Annotated in this window: 27 protein-coding genes and 1 pseudogene; 9 read left to right on the top strand and 19 right to left on the bottom strand. The window is 72.9% G+C overall.

What is annotated here, in order from left to right; genetic code table 11:
* The first annotated feature begins 470 nt into the window (after nucleotides 1-470).
* Nucleotides 471-1,283: a C40 family peptidase gene (locus JS756_RS21535; protein ID WP_205384786.1), complete on the top strand. Its 813-nt coding sequence runs from the start codon at nucleotides 471-473 to the stop codon at nucleotides 1,281-1,283.
* Between the two features lie 120 nt (nucleotides 1,284-1,403).
* On the opposite strand, the gene JS756_RS21530 is transcribed toward JS756_RS21535, so the two are convergent.
* Nucleotides 1,404-2,696: a geranylgeranyl reductase family protein gene (locus JS756_RS21530; protein WP_205384785.1), complete on the bottom strand. Its 1,293-nt coding sequence runs from the start codon at nucleotides 2,694-2,696 to the stop codon at nucleotides 1,404-1,406.
* A gap of 97 nt (nucleotides 2,697-2,793) precedes the next feature.
* Here JS756_RS21530 and JS756_RS21525 point away from each other — a divergent pair, with 97 nt between their 5' ends.
* Nucleotides 2,794-3,300: a GNAT family N-acetyltransferase gene (locus JS756_RS21525; RefSeq protein WP_205384784.1), complete on the top strand. Its 507-nt coding sequence runs from the start codon at nucleotides 2,794-2,796 to the stop codon at nucleotides 3,298-3,300.
* A gap of 120 nt (nucleotides 3,301-3,420) precedes the next feature.
* Nucleotides 3,421-3,732, top strand: coding sequence for a PASTA domain-containing protein (locus JS756_RS21520; protein WP_205384783.1), 312 nt, complete (start codon nucleotides 3,421-3,423; stop codon nucleotides 3,730-3,732).
* 206 nt (nucleotides 3,733-3,938) lie between these two features.
* On the opposite strand, the gene JS756_RS21515 is transcribed toward JS756_RS21520, so the two are convergent.
* The 6 genes from JS756_RS21515 to JS756_RS21490 all read right to left on the bottom strand — a co-directional run bounded on the left by JS756_RS21515 (nucleotide 3,939) and on the right by JS756_RS21490 (nucleotide 10,267).
* Nucleotides 3,939-4,634, bottom strand: coding sequence for a demethylmenaquinone methyltransferase (locus JS756_RS21515; protein WP_205384782.1), 696 nt, complete (start codon nucleotides 4,632-4,634; stop codon nucleotides 3,939-3,941).
* A 218-nt stretch (nucleotides 4,635-4,852) separates the two neighbouring features.
* Nucleotides 4,853-5,299 carry an imidazolonepropionase-like domain-containing protein gene (locus tag JS756_RS21510; protein WP_205384781.1) on the bottom strand — a complete coding sequence of 149 codons (447 nt, stop codon included), beginning with the start codon at nucleotides 5,297-5,299 and terminating at the stop codon, nucleotides 4,853-4,855.
* A 17-nt stretch (nucleotides 5,300-5,316) separates the two neighbouring features.
* Entirely contained in the window at nucleotides 5,317-6,516 is a 1,200-nt protein-coding gene (gene mqnC / locus JS756_RS21505; protein WP_205384780.1) for a cyclic dehypoxanthinyl futalosine synthase, read from the bottom strand.
* Nucleotides 6,517-6,597: 81 nt separating this feature from the next.
* Nucleotides 6,598-7,332 carry a prepilin peptidase gene (locus tag JS756_RS21500; protein ID WP_205384779.1) on the bottom strand — a complete coding sequence of 245 codons (735 nt, stop codon included), beginning with the start codon at nucleotides 7,330-7,332 and terminating at the stop codon, nucleotides 6,598-6,600.
* 99 nt (nucleotides 7,333-7,431) lie between these two features.
* Nucleotides 7,432-9,282: a serine/threonine-protein kinase gene (locus tag JS756_RS21495; RefSeq protein ID WP_205384778.1), complete on the bottom strand. Its 1,851-nt coding sequence runs from the start codon at nucleotides 9,280-9,282 to the stop codon at nucleotides 7,432-7,434.
* Nucleotides 9,283-9,418: 136 nt separating this feature from the next.
* Nucleotides 9,419-10,267, bottom strand: a complete 849-nt coding sequence (locus JS756_RS21490) for a menaquinone biosynthetic enzyme MqnA/MqnD family protein (RefSeq protein WP_205384777.1) — start codon at nucleotides 10,265-10,267, stop codon at nucleotides 9,419-9,421.
* A 289-nt stretch (nucleotides 10,268-10,556) separates the two neighbouring features.
* On the opposite strand from JS756_RS21490, the gene JS756_RS21485 reads away from it, so the two are divergent.
* Nucleotides 10,557-10,760, top strand: coding sequence for a cold-shock protein (locus JS756_RS21485; RefSeq protein ID WP_003992177.1), 204 nt, complete (start codon nucleotides 10,557-10,559; stop codon nucleotides 10,758-10,760).
* 147 nt (nucleotides 10,761-10,907) lie between these two features.
* Nucleotides 10,908-11,238 (top strand): annotated as a pseudogene (locus tag JS756_RS36890) (methyltransferase domain-containing protein); the annotation flags it as partial.
* Here the strand turns inward: JS756_RS36890 and JS756_RS21475 are convergent.
* Nucleotides 11,237-11,794: a DUF6817 domain-containing protein gene (locus tag JS756_RS21475; protein ID WP_205384775.1), complete on the bottom strand. Its 558-nt coding sequence runs from the start codon at nucleotides 11,792-11,794 to the stop codon at nucleotides 11,237-11,239. The pseudogene JS756_RS36890 and the gene JS756_RS21475 overlap by 2 nt on opposite strands.
* 216 nt (nucleotides 11,795-12,010) lie before the next feature.
* On the opposite strand from JS756_RS21475, the gene JS756_RS21470 reads away from it, so the two are divergent.
* A complete protein-coding gene (locus JS756_RS21470) occupies nucleotides 12,011-12,901 on the top strand; it encodes a LysR family transcriptional regulator (RefSeq protein ID WP_205384774.1) in 891 nt (296 codons plus the stop codon).
* 12 nt (nucleotides 12,902-12,913) lie between these two features.
* Here JS756_RS21470 and JS756_RS21465 read toward each other — a convergent pair whose 3' ends face one another.
* Nucleotides 12,914-14,842, bottom strand: a complete 1,929-nt coding sequence (locus JS756_RS21465; RefSeq protein ID WP_205384773.1) for an AMP-dependent synthetase/ligase — start codon at nucleotides 14,840-14,842, stop codon at nucleotides 12,914-12,916.
* 591 nt (nucleotides 14,843-15,433) lie between these two features.
* Between JS756_RS21465 and JS756_RS21460 the strand changes: the two genes are divergently transcribed.
* The gene (locus tag JS756_RS21460) at nucleotides 15,434-16,291 is read left to right on the top strand and encodes a MaoC family dehydratase (protein ID WP_205384772.1); all 858 of its coding nucleotides are present in this window, start codon (nucleotides 15,434-15,436) and stop codon (nucleotides 16,289-16,291) included.
* Here the strand turns inward: JS756_RS21460 and JS756_RS21455 are convergent.
* The 8 genes from JS756_RS21455 to JS756_RS21420 all read right to left on the bottom strand — a co-directional run bounded on the left by JS756_RS21455 (nucleotide 16,274) and on the right by JS756_RS21420 (nucleotide 22,767).
* Entirely contained in the window at nucleotides 16,274-16,957 is a 684-nt protein-coding gene (locus JS756_RS21455; RefSeq protein WP_205384771.1) for a TetR/AcrR family transcriptional regulator, read from the bottom strand. The genes JS756_RS21460 and JS756_RS21455 overlap by 18 nt on opposite strands.
* 13 nt (nucleotides 16,958-16,970) lie before the next feature.
* A complete protein-coding gene (locus tag JS756_RS21450; RefSeq protein WP_205384770.1) occupies nucleotides 16,971-17,267 on the bottom strand; it encodes a DUF4229 domain-containing protein in 297 nt (98 codons plus the stop codon).
* A gap of 61 nt (nucleotides 17,268-17,328) precedes the next feature.
* On the bottom strand, nucleotides 17,329-17,868 hold the full coding sequence (locus tag JS756_RS21445) for a GNAT family N-acetyltransferase (protein ID WP_205384769.1): 540 nt from the start codon (nucleotides 17,866-17,868) through the stop codon (nucleotides 17,329-17,331).
* Between the two features lie 50 nt (nucleotides 17,869-17,918).
* On the bottom strand, nucleotides 17,919-19,082 hold the full coding sequence (mqnE, locus tag JS756_RS21440; protein ID WP_205384768.1) for an aminofutalosine synthase MqnE: 1,164 nt from the start codon (nucleotides 19,080-19,082) through the stop codon (nucleotides 17,919-17,921).
* A gap of 80 nt (nucleotides 19,083-19,162) precedes the next feature.
* Nucleotides 19,163-19,618, bottom strand: coding sequence for an Lrp/AsnC family transcriptional regulator (locus JS756_RS21435; protein ID WP_205384767.1), 456 nt, complete (start codon nucleotides 19,616-19,618; stop codon nucleotides 19,163-19,165).
* A gap of 86 nt (nucleotides 19,619-19,704) precedes the next feature.
* On the bottom strand, nucleotides 19,705-20,379 hold the full coding sequence (locus JS756_RS21430) for a UbiX family flavin prenyltransferase (protein ID WP_205384766.1): 675 nt from the start codon (nucleotides 20,377-20,379) through the stop codon (nucleotides 19,705-19,707).
* Between the two features lie 31 nt (nucleotides 20,380-20,410).
* Nucleotides 20,411-21,313, bottom strand: a complete 903-nt coding sequence (mqnP, locus tag JS756_RS21425; RefSeq protein ID WP_205384765.1) for a menaquinone biosynthesis prenyltransferase MqnP — start codon at nucleotides 21,311-21,313, stop codon at nucleotides 20,411-20,413.
* A complete protein-coding gene (locus JS756_RS21420) occupies nucleotides 21,310-22,767 on the bottom strand; it encodes a menaquinone biosynthesis decarboxylase (protein WP_205384764.1) in 1,458 nt (485 codons plus the stop codon). Before JS756_RS21420 ends, mqnP begins: the two co-directional genes overlap by 4 nt.
* An 87-nt stretch (nucleotides 22,768-22,854) precedes the next feature.
* Here JS756_RS21420 and JS756_RS21415 point away from each other — a divergent pair, with 87 nt between their 5' ends.
* Together JS756_RS21415 and JS756_RS21410 are read left to right on the top strand one after the other, a co-directional pair.
* Entirely contained in the window at nucleotides 22,855-23,253 is a 399-nt protein-coding gene (locus JS756_RS21415) for a PLD nuclease N-terminal domain-containing protein (protein WP_205384763.1), read from the top strand.
* A 55-nt stretch (nucleotides 23,254-23,308) separates the two neighbouring features.
* A complete protein-coding gene (locus JS756_RS21410; RefSeq protein WP_205384762.1) occupies nucleotides 23,309-24,190 on the top strand; it encodes a LysR family transcriptional regulator in 882 nt (293 codons plus the stop codon).
* Here JS756_RS21410 and JS756_RS21405 read toward each other — a convergent pair.
* Both JS756_RS21405 and JS756_RS21400 read right to left on the bottom strand, forming a co-directional pair.
* Nucleotides 24,087-25,070 carry a DMT family transporter gene (locus JS756_RS21405; RefSeq protein WP_205384761.1) on the bottom strand — a complete coding sequence of 328 codons (984 nt, stop codon included), beginning with the start codon at nucleotides 25,068-25,070 and terminating at the stop codon, nucleotides 24,087-24,089. The genes JS756_RS21410 and JS756_RS21405 overlap by 104 nt on opposite strands.
* A gap of 398 nt (nucleotides 25,071-25,468) precedes the next feature.
* Nucleotides 25,469-26,050: a hypothetical protein gene (locus JS756_RS21400; RefSeq protein ID WP_205384760.1), complete on the bottom strand. Its 582-nt coding sequence runs from the start codon at nucleotides 26,048-26,050 to the stop codon at nucleotides 25,469-25,471.
* Nucleotides 26,051-26,430 lie beyond the last annotated feature (380 nt).

Genomic DNA, 26,430 nt, shown 5'->3' with positions numbered 1-26,430 from the left:
CTTCCGCTGCATGCAAATTGGTGTTGGACGCGGCGCCTTGCTAGGAGACGCGTTCACACATCAGGGGGAGCCGGGTGGGTCGATGTGGACGCGTGCACGCGTTCACGAAGTCCGGCGGTCGCGATCCGGCCGCGATCCGGCCGCGACCCGAACGCGGCTCCACCGCGACCCGACCGCACCTCGCACACGGGACGCGACCGGCATGGTGACCGTTCCGTGACCTCGGCCACATCGACGAGAGACCCATGAGAACCGGGCTTGGCCATCGACCTCAACCGGTGGTAGGCGAGGGGCATTTCGGGCGTAATGACGAAAGTACGTGATCAAAGGCGTGTTGACGGGCGTCCGTAATGTCCGTTACGGCGTCAATAAGAAACGACACGCGCGGGATTCGGGGCTTCCGTTGAGCAACTGTGGCGGACCACACGTTGCTTGAAGGTATGGAGGAGCCCCTGATACCCGTAGTAGCCATGTCCCACACCGCTCACATACGCAGCCACCGGAAGCCCCGCCGCAGCGCGTCGAAGATCGCGATGCGGGCCGGAGTTGCCGGTGGCGTCCTCAGCACCCTGGCAGTGGCCGGTGCGTCCGCTTCGGCGAGCGCCGCCGAGTCCGAGACGACGCAGACCCTCGAACTGCCGACCCTGACGGCCGACCTGTCCGCACAGGTCGCCCGGTCCGCGGAGGCCACGCAACTGGCCGCCGCCAACTTCGAGCTGCAGGCGGAGCGGGACGCAGCCGCGGCGAAGGCCGCACAGCAGGCCGAGAAGAACCTCGCCGAGGCCAAGAAGAAGGAGGCCGAGGCCAAGAAGAAGGCCGAGGAGGACGCCCGCAGGGCCGCCGCCGCGCGGGCCTCGCGCAGCAGCGAGCGGGTCGCCCTCGCCGCCCCCGCGGCCTCCAGCGCCTCCACGAGCGCGTCGACGGCCACGGGTTCGGCCGCCGCGGTGGTGGCCTTCGTGAAGGCGCAGGTCGGTGACGCCTACGTCTCCGGCGGCACCGGCCCCAGCTCCTGGGACTGCTCGGGCCTCGTCCAGGCGGCCTTCAAGCAGGTCGGCGTCGACCTGCCGCGGGTCTCCCAGTCCCAGTCCACCGCCGGCACCCAGGTGTCGCTGAGCAACCTTCAGCCGGGCGACATCCTCTACTGGGGCGGCGCGGGCAGCGCGTACCACGTGGCGGTGTACGTCGGCGACGGCATGTTCGTCGGCGCGCAGAACCCGTCGTCGGGTGTCGTCGAGAAGCCGCTGTCGTACGACCCGCCGTCGGGTGCGGTGCGGGTGCTCTGACGCACGTCCCCGCCCCGTGCGGCACGCACGGGGCGGTGTCACGGAGGTACGGCGAAGGGCCGCAGCCGCTCGGGGGCTGCGGCCCTCGTCGGCTCTCGGGGAGCCGGCACCGGGCCGGGCTCAGGCCTTGGGAGCCACCCTGCTCAGGCCGTTGATGATGCGGTCCATGGCGTCGCCGCCCGTCGGGTCGGTGAGGTTGGCCAGGAGCTTGAGGGTGAACTTCATCAGCAGCGGGTGGGTCAGGCCGCGCTGAGCGGCGATCTGCATGACCTTCGGGTTGCCGATGAGCTTCACGAAGGCGCGGCCCAGGGTGTAGTAGCCGCCGTAGGTGTCCCTGAGCACGCGCGGGTAGCCCTGGAGGGCGAGCTCGCGCTGCCCGGGCGTGGCCCGCGCGTGCGCCTGGACGATGACCTCGGCGGCGAGCTGCCCGGACTCCATGGCGTAGGCGATGCCCTCGCCGTTGAAGGGGTTCACCAGTCCGCCCGCGTCACCGACGAGCAGCAGCCCGCGCGTGTAGTGGGGCTTGCGGTTGAAGGCCATCGGGAGGGCCGCACCGCGGATCGGGCCGGTCATGTTCTCCGGCGTGTAGCCCCAGTCCTCCGGCATGGAGGCGCACCAGGCCTTGAGGACCTCGCGCCAGTCCAGCTCCTTGAAGGAGTCGGAGGTGTTGAGCACGCCCAGGCCCACGTTGGACGTGCCGTCGCCCATGCCGAAGATCCAGCCGTAGCCGGGCAGGAGGCGGTCCTGGGCTCCGCGCCGGTCCCACAGCTCCAGCCAGGACTCCAGGTAGTCGTCGTCGTGGCGCGGGGAGGTGAAGTACGTCCGGACGGCCACGCCCATCGGGCGGTCCTCACGGCGGTGCAGACCCATCGCCAGGGAGAGGCGGGTGGAGTTGCCGTCGGCGGCCACCACCAGCGGCGCGTGGAAGGTGACGGGGCGCTTGTCCTCACCGAGCTTGGCGGTCACGCCGGTGATGCGGCCGGTGCGGTCGTCGACGATCGGGCCGGAGACGTTGCAGCGCTCGTACAGCCGCGCCCCCGCCTTCTGCGCCTGGCGGGCGAGCTGCTCGTCGAAGTCGTCGCGCTTGCGGACCAGGCCGTAGTCGGGGAAGGAGGCGAGATCCGGCCAGTCCAGCTGGAGGCGCACGCCGCCGCCGATGATCCTCAGGCCCTTGTTGCGCAACCAGCCGGCCTCCTCGGAGACGTCGATCCCCATGGCCACGAGCTGCTTGACGGCCCGCGGCGTGAGCCCGTCGCCGCAGACCTTCTCGCGCGGGAACTCGGTCTTCTCCAGAAGGAGGACGTCGAGCCCGGCCCGTGCCAGGTGGTACGCCGTCGTGGAACCGGCCGGGCCCGCGCCCACGACGATCACATCGGCGGTGTTCTCGGAGAGGGGCTCGGTCACGACGGTCACGGCGGGATCTCCCCAAGTTCGAAATACGTGTGCCGACGGGCACGGGACATGGGCAGTCTATTCAGCAGCATGGATCGACCGGCTGAAGGGCTGCCCCGTGAACCGAACTCTCCCCGTGGTACGGCTGCGTGTCCCCACCGACGAGGACGCCGTCGCCTGGCACCGGGTCTTCGACCACCCGGACGTCATGGAGTTCCACGGCGGGAGGACCGCCGAGCTGTCCGTCTACGAGGAGCTCACGGCGCGCCAGCGCCGGCACGACGCCGAGCGCGGTTTCTGCCTGTGGACGCTGCTGGACGAGGAGGACCGGGTCGTGGGGTTCACCGGCGCCCAGCCGTGGCCGTGGGAGTGGGGGCCGGCGGGCGAGATAGAGATCGGCTGGCGGCTCGGCCGGGAGCACTGGGGCAGGGGCTACGTCACAGCCGCGGCCCGCATGACGCTGGAGCGGCTGCGCGCCGCGGGCGTGGGCGACGTGGTGGCGATGGTCGACGCCCGCAACCGGCGCTCGATCGCGGTGGCCGAGCGGCTGGGCATGCGGCTCGCGGAGACCTTCACGACGCCGGCCTCGCAGCGGCAGGGGCACTGCTACCGCCTGGAGTTGTGACTGACAGTCACCGACTGTCACAGAAAGACACCTCGCCCTTCCGGGTGGCAGGCGCGGACGGCTACCCTGCCGGTACCGCTGGGGGTGACATCTGTGCCCATAACACCCAAGACACCCGAAGTGCGTGTGCCGAGGCTGGTCGGGCTGATGGCCGTGGACGCACGGCAGGCGGCCCTGTCCCGGGGCCTCCTCGTCAGCGCACCGGACCGGCCCGACTTCCACCTCGCCGTCGTCGACCATGTCGTGCGCCAGTACCCGCAGCCCGGCTCCGAGGTGCCGCGCGACTCCGTGGTGTACGTGTGGTTCGACTTCGGGGAGGGCGAGGGCGGTGGGGGCGTGCGCGAGCCCCGCGTCCCGCCTCCACCCCACGGCGGGGTGCAGCGGGAGCTGGACGAACCGGGCCGCCTCCACGTGGTCCTCGGCTCCCCCTGAGGCCGCGGGCCCGCCCCGAGGACACGGCCTCCGGGTTCCCGCCGGCCGCGCCGCGGCCCTGCTCTTCCCGCGGCCCACGGCCGTCACTCCCCCCACACCGCCACGGGCCTCGCTCCCCTGCGGGCATCGGGGCTCGCTCCCCGCCGGGTGGCAACTCCCGGCGCCGCGTGGAACGAAGGGCCCGGCTCTCCGCGGAACCGAAGGCCTCAGCTCTCCTTGAAGCCGCGGTGCAGCGTGACGATCCCGCCGGTCAGGTTCCGCCAGGCCACCTTCGACCAGCCGGCCTTCTGCAGCAGCTGCGCGAGGGCCGGCTGGTCGGGCCAGGCGCGGATGGATTCGGCGAGGTAGACGTAGGCGTCCGGGTTGGAGGACACCGCGCGGGCGACCGGGGGCAGGGCGCGCATCAGGTACTCGGTGTAGACGGTCCGCAAGGGCGTCCAGGTCGGGTGGGAGAACTCGCAGATGACGATCCGCCCGCCGGGCCGGGTCACCCGGTGCATCTCGCTCAGCGCCGTGTCGGTGTCCTGCACGTTGCGCAGCCCGAAGGAGATCGTCACCGCGTCGAAGGTGTCGTCCTTGAACGGCAGCCGGGTGGCGTCGCCCGCGGTGAGCGGGAGCCAGGAGTGCCGCTTCTTGCCGACCTGGAGCATGCCGAGCGAGAAGTCGCAGGGGACGACGTACGCCCCGGTGCGGGCGAAGGGCAGCGAGGAGGTGGCGGTACCGGCGGCGAGGTCGAGGACCTTCTGCGCCGGGCGGGCGTCCACGGCCTTCGCCACTTCCTTGCGCCACAGCCGGGTCTGGCCCAGGGACAGCACGTCGTTGGTCAGGTCGTACCGTTCCGCCACGTCGTCGAACATCGAGGCGACTTCGTGCGGCTGCTTGTCCAGGGATGCGCGGGTCACGCCGCCATTCTTGCAGGGCGTTCGGCAGGGGCGGGCGCCGGCTTCCTCCTCCCGGCCGCGCCCACCCGTCCGCACGGCGGCACGGGCCCGGCGGGCGGGACGAGGCCGAGCGGGAACCGGCGGTGTGGGACCGGGCCGAGCGGGCCACGGCCACTCCGCCGGAGCCGACGGGAGACGGTGCCGGCCGACGGGCGGGTGAGGTGCGGGCCGACGGCCCCTCAGCGGCGCCGGTGGACCAGGCGCCCGGCGCAGACCGTGGCGATGCAGGCGCCGTCGGCGTCGAGGACGGCGAGGTCGGCGCGGCCCGCGTCGGTGATGAGGGACGGCCGGGCGTGTGGGAGGACCAGCAGGTCGTTCCGCTCGGCGGCGGCCCGGAGTCCGGGCGCGTCGAGGTGCTCCTCGACGACCGCCGTCGCACCCGTCTTCAGTACCGCGTGGACGCGTTCCCGGGGGGTCGGCGCGTCCGGGAGCGGCCCGTCGTGGACCCGCCCCGGGCCCAGCGCACCGGGCCACGTGCGCACCCGTGCCGTCGGCCACCGCTCGCGCAGGTCCGCGAAGGCGCCGAGGGCCACGACCCGGTCCCGCGCCACGACCACGGCACCGGCGCCGACCGGTGCCAGATCCCAGCGGGAGTACATCTGGTCCGCAGTGTGAATGGTCTCCAACCCGAATCCCGGAGAGGTCAGTTGGACGCCAGCAGCTTCAGCTCCGGATGAGCCGTGCCGCCCTCGATGGCCGTCGAGGAGATGTGGGAGACGACGCGGTCGTCGACGGGGTCGTTCGCCGGGTCGTCGTGGACGACGAGGTGCTCGTACGTCGTGGAGCGCTGCGCGGGGACGCGGCCGGCCCTCCGGATCAGGTCGATGATCTCCAGCCGGTTGGAGCGGTGCTTGGCACCGGCCGACGACACCACGTTCTCCTCCAGCATGATCGAGCCGAGGTCGTCCGCGCCGTAGTGCAGGGACAGCTGGCCGATCTCCTTGCCGGTGGTGAGCCAGGAGCCCTGGATGTGCGCCGTGTTGTCGAGGAAGAGGCGGGCGATCGCGATCATCCGCAGGTACTCGAACATCGTGGCCTGGGTGCGGCCCTTCAGATGGTTGTTCTCGGGCTGGTAGGTGTACGGGATGAAGGCCCGGAAGCCGCCCGTGCGGTCCTGGACGTCGCGGATCATCCGCAGGTGCTCGATGCGCTCGGCGTTGGTCTCGCCGGTGCCCATGAGCATGGTGGAGGTGGACTCCACGCCCAGCCGGTGCGCGATCTCCATGATCTCCAGCCAGCGCTCGCCGGACTCCTTCAGCGGGGCGATCGCCTTGCGGGGCCGCTCGGGCAGGAGTTCCGCGCCGGCGCCGGCGAACGAGTCCAGACCGGCCTCGTGGATCCGGGTGATGGCCTCCTCGACGGTGACCCCGGAGATGCGGGCCATGTGCTCGACCTCGCTCGCCCCCAGGCTGTGGATGACGAGCTGCGGGAAGGCGTCCTTGATGGCCCGGAAGTGCTTCTCGTAGTACTCGACGCCGTAGTCCGGGTGGTGGCCGCCCTGGAACATGATCTGGGTGCCGCCCAGTTCGACGGTCTCGGCGCACCGGCGCAGGATGTCGTCGAGATCGCGGGTCCAGCCCTTGCCCGTGTCCTTCGGGGCGGCGTAGAAGGCGCAGAACCTGCACGCCGTGACGCACACGTTGGTGTAGTTGATGTTCCGCTCGATGATGTACGTCGCGATGTGCTCGGTCCCCGCGTACCGGCGGCGGCGCACGGCGTCCGCGGCGGCGCCCAGCGCGTGCAGCGGGGCGTCGCGGTAGAGGTCGAGCGCCTCCTCGGGGCTGATCCGCCCACCGGCGGCGGCACGGTCGAGCACGGACTGGAGGTCGGCCTTCTCGGTCACCGGGCGTCCCTTTCGTCAAGGGGTGTGGACGGACCGAACCAGCCTACGCCAGGCGTTTCGCCGCACCCGCTCCAGGCCGAGTCACGCGCTGTACGCGCCCACCAGCACCCCCGCGAGCGCCCCGGCGGCCATGAACGGGCCGAACGGGATCGCCGTGCGGCGTCCGGCCCGCCCCGCGAGGACGAGCACGCCCCCGAACAACGCCCCGAGGAGGAAGGCGGCGAAGGTGCCGAGCAGCACCGTCCCCCAGCCGTACCAGCCGAGGACCGCTCCCGCGCCGAGCGCCAGCTTCACGTCGCCGAAGCCCATGCCGCCCGGGTTGATGCGGAACAGCAGGAGGTAGCCGGCGCCCAGGGCGAGCGCGCCGTAGAGGGCGGTCGGCCAGTTGCCGGCGTGCTCGGGCAGCAGCGCGGCGAGGCCGAGCAGGCCGAGTGCGGCGGCGGCCAGGGGCAGGGTCAGCACGTCGGGCAGCCTGCGCACCCGCATGTCCACGGCGGTCAGCAGGACCCCGACGGGTGCGAGCAGCAGCCAGGCCGCCAGTTCCGGCCGGGTGCCGGTGGCACCGGCGAGGGCGGCGCAGACGAGGGCGGTCACGAGGAGCAGGGCCGGGGTGCCGGGGCCGTACCGGGCATCCGCCGCGGGGCACTGTGCGCATCGTGCCCGGCCGAGCCATCCCGGGACCGGGTGGCCGGACGGGCAGGCGGCCCGCCAGTCCTCCTCGGCGGGCACGGAGAAGCGGTGGACGGCCCGCGGCAGCAGGCCGCCCGCGACCGCTCCCCAGGCCGCGGCCACGGCGATCACGGCCAGATCGTCCATTCGTCCCCCGTCCCCCCGCCCTCTGCCCTCTGCCCCTCGGCATCCGGGCTGTCCCGCACCCGGGCCGTCCCGGTCGGGCCGGTCGCCCCTGCGGCAGACCTACCCCTCTTCGATCTTCGACATCCGCGCGACGGGGTTCCCCGACGCCGAGCTCTCCGACCGGTAGACGAGGTCGCCGCCCTCCGGCACGAGGTGGACGGTGCTGCGTCCGCGGTCGCATCCGGCGTGGTTGGTGTCGGCCCCGACGGACGACACGACGAGTTCGGTCTTCGTCACCTGCCGCAGCGTGAGGATGTCGGTGCAGACGCCCCCGAGTTGGTCGGTGTTGCGCACCTCGCCCACCTTCCCGCCCACGGCCGCCTGCCGGACGGTCACCCGGAAGGTGCCCATGGGCAGCGCGCCGCCCAGCCCGGTGCCCTGCCCCTGCCAGGTCCCGAGGTAGCGGGTGGGGACGGCGCCCGCCACGCCGGACGCGCCGGTCGACGGGCCGCTCGACGTGTCGCGCGAGGCGCTGTCCGGCGGTGTGGCCCCGGCGTTGCTGCCACCTGTGTCCCCGCCACCGGGCAGCAGGTCCAGGACGAACACCGAGCCGACCGTCACGGCCGCGAGCACCCCGGCGACGGCGAGGGCCACCGCGCAGCTCAGCCGCCGGCCCCGGCCGCCCTCGCCCGGTGTCGAGTCGGCGGCCACGCTGACCGAGAGCCGCCCCGGAGCCCGGGGCGGTACGACGGTGTCCCGCGCGCCGGATGCGGCGGGCGGCACCGCGCCGCCGGGCGGAGGCACGGCGGACGCGGGCGGCACGGCGTCGCCCGGCGGGGGCGCGGTGGCCGCCGACGGGCCGCGTTCGGTGGAGTGGGGCGACATGACGGGCGGCGGACCGAACCCGGCGGCGCCGACGGGCGCGGAACGCGACGCCTCCGTCCCGCCGGCTGTTCCGGCGGGGCGGGTGCCTGCGGTGGGTCCGGTCCCGCCCGGCCGTTCCGCGGTCTCCGCCACCAGGTCGCCGAACCCGACGGGCCCGGACGTCCGGTCCGGGCCCTGCCCGGGGCCGGCCGCCGCCTCCAGGTTCAGCAGTTGCACGGCGCTGCGGCTCACCTGCTCCACCAGGGCACCCGGCAGCCAGCCGCCCGCGACCAGGCGGGCCGCGCCCTCGGGGGCGAGCCTGCGGGCCACCTCGGCCGGTGCCGGGCGGGCCGCCGGGTCCTTGGCGAGGCAGTCCGCCGCGAGCTCCCTCAGCTCGCCGGCGAGCTCGCCGAACCGGGGCGGCTCGTGGACGACCTTGTAGAGGAGGGCGGCGGAGGAGTCCCCCGGGAAGGGCGGCGTGCCGGTCGCGGCGTAGGTCAGGACCGCGCCGAGGGAGAAGACGTCGGCCGCGCCCGTGACGCCGTGCCCCAGGATCTGCTCGGGGGACATGTAGCCGGGTGAGCCGACGGAGACGCCGGTGGAGGTCAGGGAAGCGCTGCCGTCGGTGGCACGGGCGATGCCGAAGTCGATCAGCAGGGGCCCGTCGAGGGTGAGCAGGACGTTGGACGGCTTCACGTCCCGGTGGACCAGCCCCAGGTCGTGGACGGCCACGAGCGCCTCGGCGAGCCCCGCGCCCAGCGCCCGTACGCAGGCCGTGGGCAGCGGACCGTGCCCGGCGACCGCTGCCGCGAGCGAGGGCCCGGCCGCGTAGGCGGTGGCGGCCCACGGCACGGGGGCGTCGGGGTCGGCGTCGAGCACCGGTGCGGTCCAGGCGCCGCCGACCCGGCGGGCCGCCTCGACCTCGCGGCGGAAGCGGGCGCGGAACTCCTCGTCGAGCGCGAAGTGCGGGTGGACGGCCTTCACGGCGACCGTGCGCCCGCCGGCGCTGCGGCCCAGGTACACCCGGCCCATACCGCCGGAGCCCAGCCGGCCGAGCAGCCGGTAGGGGCCGATCACGGTGGGTTCGTCGGCTGCGAGCGGCTGCATGGCGTGGTCCCTCCCCCGTACGCCGGTCGACGTACGCCTCGTCCCCCGTGGGCGCGTCACTGCCTGCACAGGGTAGTGGCGTCGACGGCGCGACTCACGGGCGGAGCGGAGGGACGCGGGCGCGCGCGGCGGGTCCTCAGGGGCTGAGCAGGTCCACCCGCACGTCGGCGGGGAACCCGGTCGTCGGGCCGACCCGCCGCGCGAACTCGGCGACGGCGGCCAGCTGGGACGGGCCGAAGCTGAAGTCGAGGGTGGTGAAGTACTGGGCCAGGGTCTCCTCGTCGAAGGCCTCCCAGCGGGCGGCCTGCTCGGCGACCTTGCCGACCTCCTCCAGGGAGAGGTTGCGGGAGGCGAGGAAGGCCTCGTGGACCCTGCGGGTGATGACCGGTTCGCGCTCCAGGTAGTCCCGCCGGGCGGCCCACACCGCGAACACGAACGGCAGCCCGGTCCACTCCTTCCACAGCTGCCCGAGGTCGTGCACGTCGAGTCCGTAGCGGGGCCCGTCGAGCAGGTTGGCCCGCAGGGCGGCGTCCCCGATGAGCACCGCGGCGTCCGCCTCCTGCATCATCAGGCTGAGGTCGGGCGGGCAGGTGTAGTAGTCGGGCCGCACGCCGAAGCGTTCCGCCAGCAGCAGCTGGGCGAGGCGGACGGAGGTGCGCGAGGTGGAGCCGAGGGCGACGCGGGCGCCGTCGAGGTCCTCCAGGGGGACCTGCGAGACGATCACGCAGGACATCACCGGGCCGTCGCAGCCGACGGCGATGTCGGGGAAGGCGACCAGCCGGTCGGCGTTCCTCAGGAACTCGACCAGGGTGACGGGGCCGATGTCGAGGTCTCCCCGCACCAGCTGCTCGCTGAGCTTCTCCGGGGTGTCCTTGGTGAGCTCGAAGTCGAGGAGCGTGCCGGTTCTCGCGAGCCCCCAGTACAGGGGCAGGCAGTTCAGGAACTGGATGTGGCCGACACGCGGCCGGGTGCGAGAATGGTCCACATCGCGAGACTAGACCTCCCCGCCCGGACCGCTCCCGGCACCCCCACCGCCAAACGGGTGCGCCGCGATCAAACATCCGGGTGAAGTGATCTTGACCTCTATTGCTTCCGGCGCCCCGCGTGCTAGGCTCGCCACAAGTTGCAGTTTGGTTTCCCTTGCAGTACAGAGCCTGCGGAGCATGTGACCGCGGGCTCTAGTCGTTTTCAGAAGAATGCAGTTGTGCAGCATGACGTGTTTTCACACTTGCAGGTTCTGGAGCAGGGCGACCCTTTGAGCCCAAGGAGGGCTTATGGCTACCGGAACCGTTAAGTGGTTCAACGCCGAAAAGGGCTTTGGTTTCATCGCCCAGGAAGGCGGCGGCCCGGACGTCTTCGTTCACTACTCCGCGATCAACGCCTCGGGTTTCCGCTCCCTCGAAGAGAACCAGCAGGTTTCCTTCGACGTGACCCAGGGCCCGAAGGGCCCGCAGGCGGAGAACGTCACCCCCGTCTGACCCCAGCCTCGATCACTCCATGATCGCAGCCTGAGAGCAGTACCCAAGGAGCCCCGCGCCGTTCGGCGACGGGGCTCCTGCCCTTTCCGCCCCCCGTGCGGCCCCGGGACCTCACGGGCCGCGGTCGCGGGCCGAAGGGTCCCGCCCATGACCGATGCCCTCGACCCGCCCGTGCCCGCCGCCCGGGACGCCCGCACGACCCACGCCCTGGCGTCCACGCGCCTCTTCCACGACGCCGTCGCCGAGGACTACGCCGACCCGTTCCGCGCGGCGCCGGAGGGCCGGCCCCTGGACCGGGCGCTGCTCTCCGTGTTCGCCGGGCTCGCCGCCGAGGGCGGGGGCACCGTGGCCGACCTGGGGTGCGGCCCCGAGGCGGATCACGGCGCACCTCGCCTCGCTCGGCCTGCCGGTGTACGGGCTGGACCTGTCGGAGGCCATGCTGGCGGTCGCCCGGCGCGAGAACTCCCGGCTGCGGTTCAGGGTCGCCCTGCGGAACCCAGGACCGTGCGGCAGTCGTCCCACGCGGCCTCGCTCAGCAGGGGCCGCAGCCGGGTGAAAAGGGCCAGCAGACCGGGTCCGTGGCGGTCGCGGAAGGCCGGGTTCCCGGCCGCGAGGTCGATCTCGTTCGCGGCGGTGAGCTCGGCGAAGTCGCTCAGCTCGGCGCGGGAGGGCGTGTCGGCCGTGCCCGTGAAGCGGTCGTGGAAGCGGACGTCCGGACCGCCGAGGGTGGCGTACGTCGCCTCCCGCGCGCACCCCGCGTAGCGCCGGACGATCTCCTCGGCCGCCTCGCCGATCACCGCCGCCAGCTCGGCACGGCGGTCGAGCGGGAGCAGTGCCTCGGGAAAGCCGTCGGTCCCGTAGCAGGCATGGCACAGGCCGGCCGTCTGCAGGTCGGGTCTCGCGCCCCACTGCGCGAGACGGGTGCGGACCCGGTCGAGGTGGGCGAGGAGGGTGCCGCCGGGGTGGGGGATGCGCTCGGCCCCCAGGTCCCTCAGGAGCGCCCGGGCGCGGTCGGTGCTGTTCGGGGTCGGCACGGCGCGGGACTCCTCTGCTGCGGCACGGGTGGCGCGAACGTGGTGGGTCGGCACCCGCTCCCCTCCACCGGCCGGTCCGGACGTCGGCGCGGAGGCGGGAGCGGGTTGCCGCCCTGGGCCCGATGGAGATCGTCGCGGAGGAGCCGAGTCCCAGTCAATCCTTGGATTTTGTCATCCGACCCAAGACTGACCTTTGATCGGCATACGGTGGCCGACATGACCCTCGACGACCTGCGCGTGTTCGTGGCCGTGTGCCGTGCCGGCAACCTCAGCGCGGTGGCCCGCGACCTGGGCTGCACCCAGTCCGCGGTGAGCCAGCACGTCAAGCGGCTGGAGCGGGAGACCGGTGTCGCGCTGCTGGAGCGGCAGCCGCGCGGCGTCGTGCCGACCCAGGCCGGGCGGGTTCTCGCGGACGCGGCGTCGGAAGGCATCTCCGCGCTCGATCTGGCGGTGCGCCGGCTGCGGTCCCTGGCGACCGGCGAGAGCGGTCAGGTGCGGGTGGCGACCGGGCCGACCACGGTGCGGCACTTCATGTCCGACGCGGTCGTGTCATTCCGTCGCCGCTGCCCCGAGGTCAGCCTGGAGTTCCGTACGGTCAGTTCGGGCCGCGACGGCTTCGACGCACTGGCCGACGGCACGCTGGACCTGGCGTGGATCACGCTGCGGCCGCCGGTGCGCGGCATCGAGCAGCGAGCGGTGATGGAGCTGCCGTGGACGCTGGCGGTGCACCGGGACGACCCGCTGGCCGGGCGGACGCGGGTGGACGCGGCGGACCTGCGCGGGCTGCGGGTGATACGGCTGCCGCCGAACTCGGCCTCCGCCGCGCATCTGGAGGACGCGTGCCTGGCCGCGGGCGTGCGGCTCGACCAGGACACGAGTGTCGCCGACTGGGGCACGGCCCTGCTGCTGGCCGAACTGGGCGTCGGGCGGGCGGTGGTGCCCGCGATCCCCGGTGTGCGGGAGCCGGGGGACGGGACGGTGCGGATGATTCCGCTGCCGGCGCTGCGTCCGCTGCCGGTCGGGTGGGCGGTGCGGCGGTGGGACGCCCTGAGCCCGGCGGCCCGGGCGTTCGCGGACACGGTGGTGGAGCACCGGTGCGCGGGCTGAGCCCTCCGCGGCTCAGCGGTCGTACAGGGCCTCCACCTGCGGGGCGAAGTCCCGCAGGATCGCCGCCCGCCGCAGTTTCATGGACGGGGTCAGATGGCCGGCCGCCTCGGTGAAGTCCGTCGGCAGGACAGCGAAACGGCGGACGGACTCCGGCCGCGAGACCAGCCGGTTGGCCTCGTCGATCGCGTGCTGGAACACCGCCGTCAGCTCGGGGTCGTCGACGAGCCCGTCCGCCGGGAGGGGGTGCCTGCCGTTCATGCGGCGCCAGTGGCCGACCCCCTCCAGGTCCAGGGTGATCAGCGCGGAGACGTAGGGGCGGCCGTCACCCAGCAGGATGACGTGGGAGATCAGGGGGTGCTGGCGCAGCCAGTTCTCCAGCGGGGCCGGGGCGACGCTCTTGCCGCCCGAGGTGATCAGCATCTCCTTCTTGCGGCCGGTGATGGTCAGATAGCCCTCGTCGTCCAGTTCGCCGAGGTCGCCGGTGGCCAGCCAGCCGTCCCGGGTCGCGGGGACCACTCCGCCCGCCGCCGGGTCCCAGTAGCCGCGCAGCACGTGCTCGCCGGCGACGAGGATCTCGCCGTCGGCCGCGATGCGCACCCGGGTGCCGGGCAGTGGCCAGCCCACCGTGCCCAGACGGGGTTTGAGGGGAGGCGTCACCGTGGTCGCGCCCGTGGTCTCGGTCAGGCCGTAGCCCTCGTAGATCTCGATACCGGCGCCCGCGTAGAAGGCCGCCAGCCGGCGGCCCAGGGGGGAGCCGCCGCAGATCACGTACTTCACCCGGCCGCCCATGGCGTTGCGGATACGGCGGTAGACGAGCGGGTCGTAGAAGGTGCGGGCCGTGCGCAGGGAGCGCGTGGGGCCGCCGCCCGTGCCGGTCTGCCGCGCCTCGACGGCCTCGCCGTAGCGGCGGGCGACCGCGGCCGCCCGGTCGAAGGAGCTGACCCGGCCGCCCGCCTCGGCCTTGGCGCGGGCGGAGTTGAAGACCTTCTCCAGCATGTAGGGGATGGTCAGCAGGCAGGTCGGCCGGAAGGCCGCCAGGTCCGGCAGCAGGTCCTCGGCCTTCAGGCTCGGCGCGTGCCCGAGGCGGACGCGGGCCCGGACGCAGGCCACGGCGACCATGCGGCCGAAGACGTGGGACAGGGGCAGGAAGAGCAGGACCGACGCCTCCTCGCCGGTGCGGGCCTTGAAGACCGGGTGGAGCAGTTCGATGGCGTTGTCGACCTCGGCGAAGAAGTTGCCGTGGGAGAGCGCGCAGCCCTTGGGGCGGCCGGTCGTGCCGGAGGTGTAGATCAGCGTCGCCAGCGTGTCCGGGACGAGCACCCCGCGCCGTACGGCGACCTCCTGGTCCGCGACGGTCGCCGCGCCCAGTTCCGCCAGGCGGTCCACGTGCCCCTTCTCGACGATCCACAGGTGGCGCAGGCCGGGCAGTTGTTCACGCTCGGGGCCGAGGGCGGCGGCCTGCGCGGCCGTCTCGGTGATCAGGGCCACGGCGCCCGAGTCCTGGAGGATCCAGCGGGTCTGGAAGACGGAGGAGGTGGGGTAGACGGGGACGGTCACCAGGCCCGCGGCCCAGGCCGCGAAGTCGAGCAGGGTCCACTCGTACGTCGTGCGGGCCATGACGGCGATGCGGTCGCCGGGCGCGAGCCCCTCCGCGATCAGCCCCTTCGCCACCGCCAGTACCTGCGCGGCGAACCGCGCCGCGGTCACCTCGTCCCATCGGCCGTCCGGCTCCTTGCGGCTGAGGACCACGGCGTCGGGGGCCGCGTCGGCGTTGTCGAACGGCAGGTCGGCGAGCGAGCCGTGCCGCGCCGGGTGGGCGAGGGGCGGCACGGAGGCCTCCCGGACGGCTCCGTCCAGCCGTTTGGTCTCGGGCGCCACGAGCACGGGGCCCCGGCTGCCGAGGTCGGCGAAGACGGCGTCGGTCGGGTGGGGGGTGGACACGGGCGGCTCCTGGGGCGTGCAGCGCGGGACCTGCTTGCTGCCTGTCGTACGTGTCCGGCGCGGCGGGGTGTTCACCTGCGGCGGCCGGAGACGGGTTGCCCGCGGTCGGAAAGGGGATCGTACGGCGCCCCTGTGGGGGCGTTGTGCGGGTTCCGGGACGGTCCGGAGCCAGGGCCGTGCAGCCTCCGGGCTGATGCGAGGAACGTGCGCACGAGGCGTGGTTCCTCTGCGGCACCATGGACTTACCTCCGGTAACCTTACTTCAGAGTAAGGACTTTGGTCAGCAGTCTCACGCAGATCAGGAAGGGCGTCCGGCATGACCGACCGCCATCCGGCCTCCACCGACACCGCGCCCGGCCACGCCCCACCACGGCGCCCCGGGCGGCCCTCACCGCCCCACCGCCGGCCGCCCGGGCGTACCCGCGCCGCCGCGGGCGCCGGCACAGCTGCGGCGACGGGCGGTCGGGAGGCCGGACCCCCGTCCCGGCGCGGGCCCGCCCGAGCGGCGTCCGCCGCGGCCCGCCACCGCGCCGCCGCGGGCGCCGCTCGGAACGCCGCGTGGACGGGCGGACCGGAGCGGGTGGGGGCGTCGTGAGCGCGACCGACGTCCTGGCAGGTCCCCCCGCGCTCGCACCCCTGCTGGCGCGCGGGGTGCTGCTGTCACCGTTCAAGCGGCCCCACCCGGGCGCGCCCGCGCCGCGCACCCGGGTCGTCCTGCCGGAGCTGCGGATCGACCTCGCCCGGCTGGCGGCCTACGAGCGGGTGTGCGGCTTCGCCACCGGGGACGACGCACTCCCGGTCACCTACCCGCACGTGCTCGGATTCCCGCTCGCCATGCGCCTGATGAGCGCACGGGACTTCCCGCTGCCGCTGCTCGGGCTCGTCCACACCTCGATCGGCATCATCCGGCACGCCGCTCTCGCGGCCACCGGGGTGTACGAGCTGTCCGTGCACGTCCCGCACCTGCTGCCGCACCGGCGCGGCACCGAGGCGACCGTGGTGACGGAGCTGCGGGCCGGCGGGGCCGTGGTGTGGGAGTCGACGAGCACCTATCTGGCGCGGCACCGCGGGGCCGGGGTGGCAACGCCCGCCGGGCAGCCGGGCGACGTGCCGGGGCCGCTGCCCGACCTCGCCCGGTGGAGCCTGGCCGGTGACGTCGGCCGTCGGTACGGTGCCGTCACCGGCGACCGGAACCCGATCCACCTCCACCCGGTCGCCGCCCGCCTCTTCGGCTTTCCGCGGGCCGTCGCGCACGGCATGTGGACCGTGGCCCGCTGCCTCGCCGCGCACGGCACGCCCGAACGGGCCGCGGTGCGGGCGCGGTTCAGGGCCCCGGTGCTGCTGCCGGCGACGGTGGCGTACGCGGCGCAGGGCGGGTGGTTCGAGCTGCGGGGCGGCAACGGCCGCGTCCATGTGGCCGGGGACGTGACCTCACTCGGCCGGCGGTGACCAGCTCCGGCCGGCCATGAGGTCGCCGAGGCCCGCCCAGGCGACGTTCATCAGCGTGGCCGCCGTCTGCCGGGCGGTGACCCGGTCGGTGGTGTTGGCCCAGGCGGCCAGCGACTCGGCGGCCCCGACGAGCGCCTCGGCGAGCCCGGCCGCCGCCTCCTGCTCGGCCAGGCGGACGCGCCGCGTGTCCGCGCTGCCGGCCTCGCCCGAGCAGGGGGCGCCCTCGTCGCGGGCGGTGGCCGCGACGAGCTGCGCCACGAAGGCGACGATCTCCGACCGCATCGCCGCGACCTCGGCGGCGAAGGGCTCGCCGTGCGTGCGGGCGTGGAGATGCAGCACCGCCCAGGCGTCGGGGTGCCGGGCGGTGTGCGTGAAGAACGCGAGCAGTCCGTCCCACAGGCGTCGGTCGGCGGGCCGCTCCGGGTGGACGGCCGCGCGCACGGCCGCGGCGAGGGCGGCGGCCTCGCGGCGGATGACGGCCGAGAAGAGGTCTTCCTTGGAGTTCAGGTACAGGTAGACCAGCGGCTTGGAGACACCGGCCAGTTCCGCGATGTCGTCCATCGAGGCGGCCATGTACCCGCGCTGACCGAAGATGCGTACGGCGGCGTCCAGCATCTGCTGTTCACGGACGGCACGCGGCATCCGCTTGGTCTTCACGGCACCCATGGGGCAAGGGTAGTTACGAGGCCCCCTGGGCACGGGCCGTGTCGTCGGCCAGGTCCTCCTGGCTGCGGTTGGCGTCCAGGTTGGCCTTGGCCCGGTCCACCCGCTGCACGATCCGCTCAGAGGCCCGGTCGCGTTCCTTGCGCAGCACGACGAAGCTGATCGGCGCGGAGATCACCATCGACAGCAGGACCATCCACATGCCGTTGGAGGCGCCGAGGCCACGCGGGACGATCCCCGAGTGGACGAGGCCCCAGACGACCACGAGGCAGCCCGCGAAGACTCCGAGTCGCATCAGTGTGTAGCGGAGCATCTCAATCCACTCTTCCGATTCCAAACGGGGCAACGTCCAGTGAAGCACGCCGTCCGGTCGATCACGGCGGCGGGTGCCGGCTCAGCGGCAGCAGCATGATCACGTCGTCGCGGTCGTCGCCGGGCGCCACGCGGATCGCCCCGGGGATCCGGCCGACCTCCTGGTAGCCGCAGGACCGGTAGAACCGCTCCAGACCGAGCCCGCCGCGGCAGGTCAGCCGGATCGCCTCGACGCCGTCGAAACCGCGGGCCGCGTCCTCGGCGGCGGCCAGCAGGGCGCGGCCGTGCCCCATGCCCTGGAACCGGGGGTGCACCATGACGGTGTACAGCCATACCCAGTGGGTCATGAGCCGGTGGGTGTTGAGGCCGACGAACGCGCACGCCGCGACCCCGCCCTCCTGGTCGAACCCGACGAGGAGGCGGTTGCGGCCCTCCGCCATCGCCACGAGGTGCCGCACGAGCTCCGGCCGGATCTCCTCCCGGGTCACCGGCGGCACGAACCCGACGGCGCCGCCCGCGCGGGTGACGTCGGCCCACAGATCGAGGATCCCGTCACGCAGATCGGGCGTGACGGCCGGGTCGAGCACGTGGGCGAGGGCCATGCCGCGATCGTAGCCATGGCGCCGGGCCGCGGGTCGCGGGCCGGGAACGGTCAGACCCGCATCGGCTGCGGCGACTCCCTGCGCTGCGGGTCGGGACCCTCGTACTCGCGGATGACCTCGTACCGCGTGTTCCGCTCCACGGGGCGGAAGCCCGCGTCCCGGATCAGCTCCAGCAGGTCCTCGCGGGTCAGCTTGTTCGGCGTGCCGAAGTTGTCGGCATCGTGGGTGATCTTGTACTCGACGACCGAGCCGTCCATGTCGTCGGCACCGTGCTGGAGGGCCAGCTGGGCGGTCTGGACGCCGTGCATCACCCAGAACACCTTGACGTGCGGGACGTTGTCGAAGAGCAGGCGCGAGACCGCGAACGTCTTCAGGGCCTCCGCGCCGGTCGCCATCTGGGTGCGTGCCTGGAGGCGGTTGCGGACCTTGCCGTCCTGCATGTCGACGAAGTCGTGCTGGTAGCGCAGCGGGATGAAGACCTGGAAGCCGCCGGTCTCGTCCTGGAGCTCGCGCAGGCGCAGCACGTGGTCGACGCGGTGCCGCGGCTCCTCGATGTGGCCGTACAGCATGGTGCACGGGGTCTTCAGACCCTTCTCGTGCGCCAGGCGGTGGATCCGCGACCAGTCCTCCCAGTGGGTGCGGTGGTCCACGATGTGCTCGCGGACCTCCCAGTCGAAGATCTCCGCGCCGCCACCGGTGAGGGACTCCAGGCCCGCGTCGATCAGCTCGTCGAGGATGTCGGAGGCGGACAGGCCGCTGATCGTCTCGAAGTGGTGGATCTCCGTCGCCGTGAACGCCTTCAGCGACACGTTCGGCAGGGCGGCCTTCAGCTCACGCAGCGAGCGGGGGTAGTAGCGCCACGGCAGGTTCGGGTGCAGGCCGTTGACGATGTGGAGCTCGGTGAGGTTCTCCGACTCCATCGACCGGGCCAGCTTCACGGCCTCCTCGATGCGCATCGTGTACGCGTCCTTCTCCCCCGGCTTGCGCTGGAAGGAGCAGTACGCGCAGGAGGCCGTGCACACGTTGGTCATGTTGAGGTGCCGGTTGACGTTGAAGTGCACGACGTCGCCGTTGAGCCGCGTCCGCACCTCGTGCGCCAGGCCGCCCAGCCAGGCCAGGTCGTCCGACTCGTACAGCGCGATGCCGTCCTCGCGGGTCAGCCGCCCACCGGAGCGGACCTTCTCCTCCAGCTCGCGCTTGAGCCCGACGTCCATGCCCACACCCTTTCTCCGACGGATCCGCCCACGGTACTCCCCCGGCTCCGGGGGGCCGGCACCGCCGTACGGCCTGCGCCCTACACCTCTTCCGGCAGCTCACCCACGCGGTTCTCCCACTTCGTGGAGAGCACGATCGTGGTGCGCGTGCGCGAGATGCCCTTCGTCCCGGACAGCCGGCGGATGATCCGCTCCAGGCCGTCCACGTCCGGGGCACGCACCTTGAGCATGTACGAGTCGTCGCCGGCGATGAACCAGCAGTCCTCGATCTCGGTGAAGTCCTTCATCCGGCCGGCCACGTCCTCGTGGTCGGCGGCGTCGGACAGGGAGATGCCGATGAGGGCGATGACGCCGAGGCCGAGCGAGGCGGCGTCCACGGTGGCGCGGTAGCCGGTGATGACGCCCGCCGCCTCCAGTCGGTTGATGCGGTCGGTGACGCTGGGGCCCGACAGGCCGACGAGGCGCCCCAGCTCCGCGTAGGAGGCCCGGCCGTTCTCTCTCAGGGCCTGGATGAGCTGCCTGTCCACCGCGTCCATGCGATTCGAAGCCTTCCGCTGAAAAGGTGAGAGGGGGTCTGAGTGGTTCCTGCGGGCCGGTGTGCGGCGCGCTGTCGTGGCAGGGCTCATGAGCTGCGGGTTCCGCCGCCCAGCTCGCCCTCCCACCGGCGGTACAGGCCGTGCGGGACGCCCGCCGCGTCCAGGACGCGCCCGGCGACGAAGTCGACCAGGTCCTGGATGTGGGTCGCGCCCGCGTAGAAGGCCGGCGAGGCGGGCACGACGCTCGCGCCCGCGTCGTCCAGTGTCACCAGATGACGCAGTGTCTGCCCGTTGAGGGGGGTCTCCCGTACGGCCACGACCAGTCGGCGCCGCTCCTTGAGGGTGACGGAGGCGGCTCGCTGGAGGAGGTCCTTGGACAGCCCGAGCGCGACACCGGCGACGCAGGCGGTCGAGGCGGGGACGACGATCATCCCCCGGGTGGCGTACGAGCCGGACGAGGGGCCCGCGGCGAGATCCCCGGCGTTCCAGTACCGCACGCCGCCGAGGTCCGTCTCGAAGGTGTCCGGTCTGCCGTCCGCCCCGCGGGCCAGCCACGCCCGCAGGTCGCCCTCCCAGTGCGCGTCCCGGAAGGAGATGCCGGTCTCGTCCAGCAGGGTGAGCCGCGAGGCCCGGCTGACCACCAGGTCGACGCTCTCGCCCGCGGCGATCAGGGCCCGCAGCACGGCGGCCGCGTAGGGCGTACCGGACGCTCCGGACACCCCCACGATCCAAGGCGTGCGCTGCGGCTGTCCTGCTTTCATGGTGTCGAGCCTATCTGTCAGCTCTGACGGTTCAGACCGTGAGTCCGCGCACCAGCAGGTCCAGCAGCGCGCACACGAACAGGGCGATGCCGATGAAGCCGTTGACGGAGAAGAACGCCCGGTTCAGCCGCGACAGGTCGTGCGGGCGGACGATCGTGTGCTCGTAGACGAACGCGCCGGCGACGATCAGCAGGCCCAGCCAGTAGAAGGCGCCGGCGCCGGTGGCCACGCCGTACCAGGCGAGCAGGGCCGTGGTCACGGCGTGGCAGACGCGCGCGCCCCGGATCGCCGCCGGGACGCCGAACCGGGCCGGTACCGACAGGACACCGGTCTCACGGTCGGTCTCGACGTCCTGGCAGGCGTAGATCAGGTCGAAGCCGCCGATCCAGACGCCGACCGCGAGGCCGAGGATCACCGCGTCCCAGGACCAGGTGCCGGTGACGGCCAGCCAGCCGCCGACGGGGCCCATGGCCTGGGCCAGGCCGAGGATGGCCTGGGGAAAGTTCGTGAAGCGTTTGCCGTACGGGTAGACCACCATCGGGATCACCGCGACGGGGGCCAGGGCGAGGCAGAGCGGGTTGAGCAGGGCCGCGGAGACGAGGAAGACCACGAGGGCGATCAACGCGCCGGTCCAGGCGTGCCGCACCGACATCGCGCCGGTGACCAGCTCGCGCTGGGCGGTGCGCGGGTTCCGCGCGTCGATCTCCCGGTCGATGATCCGGTTGACCGCCATGGCGAAGGTCCGCAGGCCCACCATGCAGACGGTGACCAGCAGCAGCCGGCCCCAGTGGATGTTGCGGTCCAGCTGGAACATCGCGGTGAGCGCGGCGATGTAGGCGAAGGGGAGCGCGAACACCGAGTGTTCGATCATCACCAGCCGCAGGAACGCCTTGGTGCGACCCGGCTGGGGGATGGCAGCGGACGCCGAGCTCACAGGCCGTACTCCTTCCACCGGCGGTCCACCAGCGCCGCGGTCGCTGCGTCGGACTCGACCATGTCGGGCCAGCCCCCGTCGCGCGTGTAGCCCTCCTCGGGCCACTTCCGGGTGGCGTCGATGCCCGCCTTGCCGCCCCAGAACTGCTGGTAGGAGGCATGGTCGAGGTGGTCGACGGGACCTTCGACGACGGTGAGGTCGCGGGCGTAGTCGGTGTTGCCGAGGGCCCGCCACGCCACCTCGTGCAGGTCGTGCACGTCGCAGTCGGCGTCGACCACGACGATGAGCTTGGTCAGGGACATCATGTGCGCGCCCCAGACGGCGTGCATCGTCTTCTGGGCGTGCTTGGGGTACTTCTTGTCGATCGAGACGATCGCGCAGTTGTGGAAGCCGCCGGCCTCGGGCAGGTGGTAGTCCACGATGTCCGGGACGATGATCTTCAGCAGGGGCAGGAAGAAGCGTTCCGTGGCGCGGCCGAGGGGTCCGTCCTCCGTCGGCGGCCTGCCCACGACGATCGACTGGAGCAGCGGGCGGCGCCGCATGGTCACGCAGTCGATACGCAGGGCGGGGAACGGCTCCTGCGGCGTGTAGAAGCCGGTGTGGTCGCCGAAGGGCCCCTCCGGCAGCATCTCGCCGGGCTCCAGCCAGCCCTCCAGCACGACCTCGGCCTGCGCGGGGACCTGCAGCGGCACGGTCTTGCAGTCGACCATCTCGATCCGCTTGCCGGCGACGAATCCGGCGAACATGTACTCGTCGATGTCGCCGGGCAGCGGGGCGGTGGAGGCGTAGGTCACGGCGGGCGGGCAGCCGAAGGCGATCGCGACCGGCAGCCGCTCGCCCTTGCGGGCGGCCACCTGGTAGTGGTTGCGGCTGTCCTTGTGGATCTGCCAGTGCATGCCGATGGTGCGCTTGTCGTGGCGCTGGAGGCGGTAGAGGCCGAGGTTGCGGACCCCGGTCTCCGGGTCCTTGGTGTGGGTGAGTCCCAGGTTGAAGAAGGAGCCGCCGTCCTTGGGCCAGGTGAACAGGGCGGGCAGTGCCTCCAGGTCGACCTCGTCGCCGTGGAGGACGACCTCCTGCACGGGGGCGTTGTCGGGCTTGACCTTCTTCGGCGGGACGTGCGCCATCGCGCCGAGCTTGCCGAAGGCCTCGCGGACACCGACGAACCCGTGCGGCAGCTCGGGCTTCAGCAGCCCGCCGATCCGTTCGGAGATCTCGGCGTACGACTTCAGGCCCAGTGCCTTGAGCAGGCGGCGGTCGGTGCCGAAGACGTTCATGGCCAGCGGCACGGCGGAGCCGCGGACGTTCTCGAAGAGCAGCGCCGGCCCGCCGGACTTCTGCACGCGGTCGACGATCTCCCCGACCTCCAGATACGGATCGACCTCGGTCTTGACGCGCTTGAGGTCGCCTTCGCGTTCCAGCGCCCTCAGCAGGGAACGAAGATCGTCGTAAGCCATGCGTCCCAGTATCCGGCACGGACTACTCTGACCCCGTCACCGGGGCCGTCGCACGCCTCACGCCGTCTGCTGGGGGATCACCCGTCCATGCTCAGGTATCTGCCGTTCCTGCTGGTGCTGGCGCTGTGGATCTACGCGTTCATCGACTGCCTGAACACGCCCGAGGAGGAGGTGCGCGGGCTGCCCAAGGTCGTTTGGGTGATCATCATCCTGCTCTTCGGTGAGGTGCTGGTCGGGCCGATCGCCTGGCTGGTGGCCGGCCGGAACCGCGGCCGGCGCTCGGCGAGCGGCGCCACGCCGGCCGAGTGGCACCGCAACCACCGCGCGTCCTGGGTCGCCCCCGACGACAACCCCGCGTTCCTGAACTCCCTCGAGGAGGGGAACAAGAAGGACGGGGAACTGCTGAAGCAGTGGGAGGCCGACCTGCGCCGCCGCGAGGAGGAGTTGCGCCGAAAGGAGCGCGGCGAGGATCCCCACAGCGGCTGAGGCCGGGGACGACCGAGGACATCCGTGAGCGAGTGAGGACGGCCGGGGGCACCTGATGGAACTGCGGCTGCTGGTCACCTTCGAGAAGGTCGCGACCGTGCTGAGCTTCACCCGGGCGGCGGCCGAACTGCGGTACGCCCAGTCCAGCGTGACCGCGCAGATCCGCGCCCTGGAGTCCTCCCTCGGCGCCGAACTGTTCGACCGGCTCGGCAGCCGCATCCGCCTCACCGAGGCCGGGGAGCGGCTGCTGCCCTACGCCCGGCAGATGATCGAGCTGGCCGGCGAGGCCCGCGCGGCGGTCGCCGGCGCCGAGGAGCCCGCCGGCACGCTCGCCGTCGGCACGATGGAGTCCCTCACCAGCTACCGTCTGCCCCCGCTGCTGGAGTACTTCCACCACCGCTATCCCCGGGTCCGCCTCTCGCTGCGCCCCACCCTCGGCGACGAGACGCGGCGGGCGCTGCGGCAGGGCACGTACGACCTCGGTTTCCTGATGGAGGAGGAGACCGAGCACACGGGCCTGGAGAGCGAGGTCCTCACCGCCGAGCCGCTGGCCCTGGTGGCGGCACCGGGTCATCGGCTGCACGGCACCGAACCGGCCGTCGGGGACCTGGTCGGGGAGGCGCTGCTGGCCACCGAGCCGGGGTGCGCCTACCGGGATCTGTTCGAACGGGAGCTGACGGCCGCGGCCCCCGTCTCCTTCCTGGAGTTCGGCACGATCGAGGCCACCAAACGCGCGGCGGCGGCCGGCCTCGGCGTGTGTCTGCTGCCGGAGGTGACCGTCGCCGCCGAACTCGCCGAGGGTTCGCTGGTGCGCCTGGAGTGGACGCCGCCGTTCACGCTTCGCACGCAGCTGGCATGGCGCTCGGGGAAGCGGCTTCCGGCGCATGCGCGGCTGTTCGTGGAGCGGGCGCGGCAGTTGCTGGCCGAGCAAGGGTGACCCTCAGGCCGGCCGCCACGATCAGGGGGACGCCGAGCGCCTGGACGGGCCCGATGTGGTGGCCGTACACCGTCCAGTCCGCCACCATCGCCACCGCCGGGTAGACGAAGGCCAGGACGGCGATCTTCGCGGTGGGCAGCCGGGCGTAGGCGGCGTACATCAGGACGTACATCACGCCGGTGTGGATGATGCCGAGCCCGGCCAGCCAGGCCCAGTCCCAGCCGGTGATCGCGTTCTGTGCGGCCGGGGCCAGGCCGAGCGCCCGCGGGAGGGCCGGGACGGCGACGAACGGCAGCAGCAGCGGGATCCCCACCACGACCTGCACGAGGGCGACGAGGTGCGGCCGTACCCCGGTGATCCGCTTGGTGACCAGCGTGGACAGCGCGTACAGCAGCGCGGCGAGCAGGGCCTGCCCGATGCCGAGGACGTAACTCCCACCGCCCGCGAAGTCGCCGGGATCGACCCCGGACACCAGCACCAGTCCCGCGAAGGCGACGGCGATCCAGCCGGCCTTCCCCGCGGTGAGCCGCTCCCGGAAGAGGAGGGCGCCCAGCAGGACGACGTAGAACGGCTGCGTGTGGTAGACGACGGTGGCGACCGAGATCGACGTGTTCTCGTACGAGGTGAACAGCAGCACCCAGTTGAGGACGATGAACACCCCGCCGAGCACCGCGAGCCCGAAGGTGCGCCGGGTGAAGCCGTGGCCGCACAGCAGTCCGCGGGCGGCCGCGTAGCCGCCGAGGGCGAGCGCCCCGAACAGGACCCGGAAGAAGACGGCGTCGAACGGCGCCGCGCCCGACTCGACGACGAAGACTCCGAGGGTGCCGGAGAGCACCATCGCGGTCGTCAGCTGGGCGGCGCCCTTGGTTTCGGAGGTCATGCCCCGGACGCTACGAGCGGGCGCCGCCGCAGGTCCACGGCCTGCCGGGGCGTCCTGCCGATGGGGTCATCGACGGTACCGATGGGGCGCCGGGCGCCGTCCACCGCGGCCGATCGCCGTCCGCTGCGGCCGGGCACCGGGCCGGCGCATCGCCCGGGCCGCGACGTCTCTTCGCCCGGCGCCGAGCCGACCGGGCCCGGCGCCCGTGGAGGACCGGTGGCGCAGGCACCCGCGGGAGACGCGGCGCACCCGCTACCGGTGGCGCTTCGCGGACCGTGCCGTGCGGGAGCGGGCGGGCCCGGCGGCCGAACTCCCGGAGACGCCGCGCCGGCCGCGGGCCGCCCGGTCGTCGCGGGAGCGGCGTACCGGGGACCGCAGGGTGACGGCCCGTGCGACGGTCACGCCCCCCGACCGCCCTCGTCCACGTCGTCCGCGTCGTGCCCCTCGTCCCCCTCGTCAGGGCGGCGCCCGTCACCGCCCCTGCGTCCGTCCCTGCGCCTGTCCCTGTCCCTGCCCTCGTCCCTGTCTCTGCCCTCGTCCCTGTCTCTGTCTCTGTCTCTGTCTCTGTCTCTGTCTCTGTCCGAGGCTCGGTCCCCGGCGTCGCCCCTGTCCCGGGCGGCGCCGCGGTCCCCGGCCTGCTCCTGGGTACCCCACTCCCCCACCTCGACCTCCAGCCGGGTCAGTTCCATCTCGTCCAGGACCGACTGCAGGGTGCGGCCGGAGGCCTGGGCCTCGCGTTCGATCTCGACCGCGGCCCAGCCGGTGAGCGTCATGGCGAGGAGGCGGAGGCCGTCGACGCCGTACCGGTCCAGGACACCGTCGGCGACGAGGAGGGCCTCCTGGGGGACGCGTTCCTCGGGGTAGAGGCCGGCGACGCGGCGGAGGAGGCTCACCGTGATGCGGATGATCTCCGGGGCGATGGCCGCGAGTCGCTCGTCCTCGTCCGTGTCGACGGGGTCCTTCTGCTCCATCGGCTCCATCAGCTCCTCGCTCCGCGCGTAGCGCCGTCCTGGGGACCGTACGGGATCAACATCCGCATCACGTCTCTTCACACGAACCATCCGCAACCTTCGCACCGTTGGCGAAACGACATACCCCGCCTCCGGTCCGTCGGCCCCGCCCGCCCGGCCGGGTCCTCCGCCCGGCGGATCCGCGCGTGCGAGACCGCCCGAGTCCTGCCCCCTGCCGACCGGACCGAATCCGGGCACCGGGCGGTCGGCCGCGTACATGGCGCGCACGACCCGGTTCGCGGGTGGCCGTCCCATGCCATGGGCACTTTCATCGGAACGGCAGCCCCGACCACCCCGGCACCCCCAGCCGCACCTGCTGTCCCGGCGTCGGCCAACGGTCGCCCCGATCC

The sequence above is a fragment of the Streptomyces actuosus genome, assembly GCF_016921115.1.
Taxonomy (GTDB): Bacteria; Actinomycetota; Actinomycetes; order Streptomycetales; family Streptomycetaceae; genus Streptomyces; species Streptomyces actuosus_A.
The sequence above is the reverse complement of the archived record's forward strand: the minus strand, read 5'-3'. Positions and strand labels throughout refer to the sequence as shown.

Bases quoted from the DNA above. Each gene is read 5' to 3' on its own strand.
- JS756_RS21420 (WP_205384764.1), bottom strand. From the start codon at position 22,767: ATGGCTTACGACGATCTTCGTTCCCTGCTGAGGGCGCTGGAACGCGAA.
- JS756_RS21415 (WP_205384763.1), top strand. From the start codon at position 22,855: ATGCTCAGGTATCTGCCGTTCCTGCTGGTGCTGGCGCTGTGGATCTAC.
- JS756_RS21455 (WP_205384771.1), bottom strand. From the start codon at position 16,957: ATGGGTGCCGTGAAGACCAAGCGGATGCCGCGTGCCGTCCGTGAACAG.
- JS756_RS21485 (WP_003992177.1), top strand. From the start codon at position 10,557: ATGGCTACCGGAACCGTTAAGTGGTTCAACGCCGAAAAGGGCTTTGGT.
- JS756_RS21430 (WP_205384766.1), bottom strand. From the start codon at position 20,379: ATGAAAGCAGGACAGCCGCAGCGCACGCCTTGGATCGTGGGGGTGTCC.
- JS756_RS21405 (WP_205384761.1), bottom strand. From the start codon at position 25,070: ATGACCTCCGAAACCAAGGGCGCCGCCCAGCTGACGACCGCGATGGTG.
- JS756_RS21445 (WP_205384769.1), bottom strand. From the start codon at position 17,868: ATGGCCCTCGCCCACGTGCTCGACCCGGCCGTCACGCCCGATCTGCGT.
- JS756_RS21400 (WP_205384760.1), bottom strand. From the start codon at position 26,050: ATGGAGCCGATGGAGCAGAAGGACCCCGTCGACACGGACGAGGACGAG.
- mqnE (WP_205384768.1), bottom strand. From the start codon at position 19,082: ATGGACGTCGGGCTCAAGCGCGAGCTGGAGGAGAAGGTCCGCTCCGGT.
- JS756_RS21435 (WP_205384767.1), bottom strand. From the start codon at position 19,618: ATGGACGCGGTGGACAGGCAGCTCATCCAGGCCCTGAGAGAGAACGGC.
- JS756_RS21410 (WP_205384762.1), top strand. From the start codon at position 23,309: ATGGAACTGCGGCTGCTGGTCACCTTCGAGAAGGTCGCGACCGTGCTG.
- JS756_RS21450 (WP_205384770.1), bottom strand. From the start codon at position 17,267: ATGCTCCGCTACACACTGATGCGACTCGGAGTCTTCGCGGGCTGCCTC.
- JS756_RS21495 (WP_205384778.1), bottom strand. From the start codon at position 9,282: ATGCAGCCGCTCGCAGCCGACGAACCCACCGTGATCGGCCCCTACCGG.
- JS756_RS21470 (WP_205384774.1), top strand. From the start codon at position 12,011: ATGACCCTCGACGACCTGCGCGTGTTCGTGGCCGTGTGCCGTGCCGGC.
- JS756_RS21535 (WP_205384786.1), top strand. From the start codon at position 471: ATGTCCCACACCGCTCACATACGCAGCCACCGGAAGCCCCGCCGCAGC.
- JS756_RS21500 (WP_205384779.1), bottom strand. From the start codon at position 7,332: ATGGACGATCTGGCCGTGATCGCCGTGGCCGCGGCCTGGGGAGCGGTC.